This is a genomic window from Actinosynnema sp. NPDC023658, assembly GCF_040639995.1.
Classification (GTDB): domain Bacteria; phylum Actinomycetota; class Actinomycetes; order Mycobacteriales; family Pseudonocardiaceae; genus Actinosynnema.
Map to the genome: position 1 here is coordinate 1 of NZ_JBFAAX010000641.1, position 3,272 is coordinate 3,272.

A 3,272-nucleotide genomic window follows, 5' to 3' on the forward strand; every position below is an offset into this window, starting at 1 on the left:
CGGCGCGTGGTCGGGCAGGGGGTAGCTGTAGTGCAGGACACCCCGGTTCCAGCACCAGGCGGCAGCCGGCAGCACGCCAGCGGGCACCAACTGGTAGCCGTAGGGGGCGCGGCCGCCGAGGTAGCGACCGTGGTCACGGGTCTGGATGCGCATCGCGGCCATCGCCCGATGCCGGGCCCGGATCACCTCACGCAACGACTGCTCTCCCAGCATCCTGATCAGTGCTCGGTGTTCGGGGTCGTTGAAGTCCAGCGGGCCGCCCGCCTCGGGCAACCACACCTGCACACCATGCCGACGGCACAACGCGACGATGTGCTGGATCTGATCCCCGGCGAACCCTCGCTCGAACTCCCCCACCACGATGGCGTCGAATCCGCGATTCGGGTCGCGGATCGCCGCCAACAGCGCCGCCGCCTCCGGACGATCCCGCCATCGATCACGCCGCGGCCGTCCCGCGTCGAAGAACTGCACCACGATCCGACCACGCCCGGCGACCAGGACCTCGCACACCTCCAGCTGCCACGCCCGCGACGTCTCCGGATCCTGATGCTCGACGGTCGAAGTACGACCGTAGAACGCGAAGCGCAAGCCGCCCTCCACAGCAGGTCCGGCGTGAGCTGCACAGGTGCCGACGGTCGGGTCTTCCGCCCACAAGCCCATCCAGCCGGTCAGCACATCCCGATCACCCAAGGTCGTCATGGCCCCTCCGCGTCCGCAGTCAGGCTTCCACTCTGCTGCGACGGCAGCAGATCGTCGTCTACGACCCCTACTCGGCCGCACGTTGTCACCCTCATCGCGTAGTCGGACCGGCGCTGCGGCATCGTCTCGGCAACCGGAGGCATGGACACGTGCACGATCGGGCGATGTGGTTCGAGGAGCGCCACAACCGCCGGTGACTGGTGGCCCTAACCGGCACTGGTTGACGATCTCCCGAGGCGTCTGACGGGATGGGATGAGGTGCCGATGACCCGGTTTCCGTTCGGGGCCAAGGCTGACACGCAGCGTGGCTAGCTTCGGCGCACAGGAGGGACTGCGACTCGACTGAGTCCACCCCATCGTGCGTTACACAGAGCGACGAGTCGTGTAGTTTCAGTTACGCACCCAGTTTGTCTCCCGCTGGAGCGCCGCCTCGTTCCCAGCGCGCACTGGAACCCATTGGCCACCTACGAGGGGCATATTCGTCATGCAGAAAAGTGGTTCACCGGAGGCGATGGAAGCCGACGCCGACGGATTGATCACCCTTCCATTGAACGGATTGGCGACGGCTGACGGTGCCGGGCCGCTGTTCCCCAGCGGCACCTTGCGGCTGGCTCGGGAGGCCGGGGATCCGGCCGGGCTCTGGGTGACCGGGCGGGTCCAGCTTGCCGTGGGGGACGACCCGGTAACGGCGCGGGTCGACTTCCGCTCGGACGGCGAGGTCTCCACGATCGCGTTGACCTTCGGTTCACCGGGCATGCAACTCGGCGAGATCACCCGGTTGTACGGGTACGCGCTGCCCACGTTGCCCACGCCTCTGGTGACAGGTTTGTTGTTCCAGGCGGACTCGGAGGGCTTCACCCTGGGGTTGGACGGTCTGTCCGCCGACGGCGGCATCGTCGACCGGAACGGGGCGCAGGCCTTGGTCGTGCCCGTTCCCGGTGGATACGTCCTTGCCGCGCTCGCGGATCTGACCGCTGACCAGACCGAGTCACTGGACCTGCCGGTCGCGGGCCTTGTGCCCGCCGGGTTGTGGCTGGCCCTGCCGGGTGGACGCGTAGTACCGATCAGCGCCCCTCGGCCCATGCTGCCCCACGCGTCCGGAGTCACCGACGGGCTGGGCCGTCCCAAGACGAGCCCCGCTCCACTGCCGTACATCCAACACCCCTACCCGGGGCTTTCCCCGCGTAGCCGCGCGATCCCCACGGACGGCGGCTTCGTGGTGCTCAACCCGCCGAAGCCCGAGGGGATCGGAGTGGCCTGGCTGCCGGGCGGGAAGCTGGACGGCGAGAGCGGTATCGAACTCGTCTACAAGAAAAACCCGATGACGATCATGGGCGCACTGCAGGTACAGCCCCAGCCGGAGTCCGGCCCGTACCGCGCGGTGGTCGGCGGCCTGCTGACCTTCGCCTTCGGCGGCGGCACAAGCGGCAAGCGCGGGCTGTACGGCATGGGCACGGGCGCGGTGGTCTTCCCGCGCGGCGGCAACGACGCCTCATTCTTCGCGTTCGCCGCGCTCGGTGCGGAACCGGGCATCGGCATCCCGGCGTTCCGCCTGCGCGGGGTCGCGGCAGGATTCGGCTGGAACAGTCGCCTGCGCACGCCAGGACTCGGCGATCTGGCCACCTTCCCATTCCTGCAGGCGCTGCACGACCCGTCCTCGATCGGTGGGGACGAGACCGACCCGGTGCGCGTCCTGACCACGCTGACCGGTGGCTCCAGTCCGTGGATCACCCCGCACCAGGGCGAGCTGTGGATGACCGCCGGGCTGTCGTTCACCATCGGCGAGTTGATCGACGGCAGCGCGATGGCGCTGGTCCAGACCGGCGAGGACCTCACCATCGCGCTGCTGGGCACGGCCGGGACGTCGTTCCCGAGGAACGCCGACAAGAAGTACGCCCGAATCGACCTCGGGCTCCAGCTGGTGATCAAGCCGAACTCCGGTGAGCTGATCCTCGCGACGTCGCTGAACCCGAGTTCCTTCGTCATCGACGAGAACTGCAAGCTGCGCGGCGGCGTCGGCCTGATGATCTGGTACGGCGATCACCCCAACTCCGGGGACTTCGTCTTCAGCGCGGGCGGCTATCACAAGAGCTACCACACCCCCGCCCACTACCCGCGGCTGCCCAGGATCGGCTTCGACTGGGCGCTCGGCGGCAACGTCACCATCTCCGGCAACGCCTACTTCGCCCTCACCCCTCGCGCCGCGATGGCCGGCGGTGGCCTCGACGTGCGCTACAAGTCCGGCATCATCAAGGCTTGGTGCACCGCCACCGTGGACGTGCTCATCGAGTGGAACCCGTTCTACGTCGAAGCGGACCTGTCGTTGTCCATCGGCGTCGAAGGTTCGGTCAAAATTCTCTTCGTCCGGATCACCGTCCGCCTGGAAGTCGGCGTGTCACTGGGCATCTGGGGGCCGCCAGCCGGTGGCGAGGCCCAGGTGAAGGTGTGGTTCATCTCCTTCACCATCGGCTTCGGCAGGTCCCGGCGCGGAACCGGATCCAGCAACAACCTCGACAGGGGTGCCACCCGCTCGATGCTGCCCGAACAGGGCGCACGGGCACGGCTGCGGCCGG

The 3,272-nt window shown here is 68.2% G+C and carries 1 protein-coding gene and 1 pseudogene; one reads left to right on the forward strand and one right to left on the reverse strand.

Features of this window, described 5'->3' with window-relative positions:
• A pseudogene (locus AB0G02_RS32540) lies at positions 1 to 699 on the reverse strand (recombinase family protein); the annotation flags it as partial.
• Positions 700 to 1,255: 556 nt separating this feature from the next.
• Between AB0G02_RS32540 and AB0G02_RS32545 the strand changes: the two are divergent.
• The coding region (locus tag AB0G02_RS32545; protein ID WP_360801864.1) for a DUF6603 domain-containing protein at positions 1,256 to 3,272 on the forward strand (2,017 nt) is incomplete at its 3' end.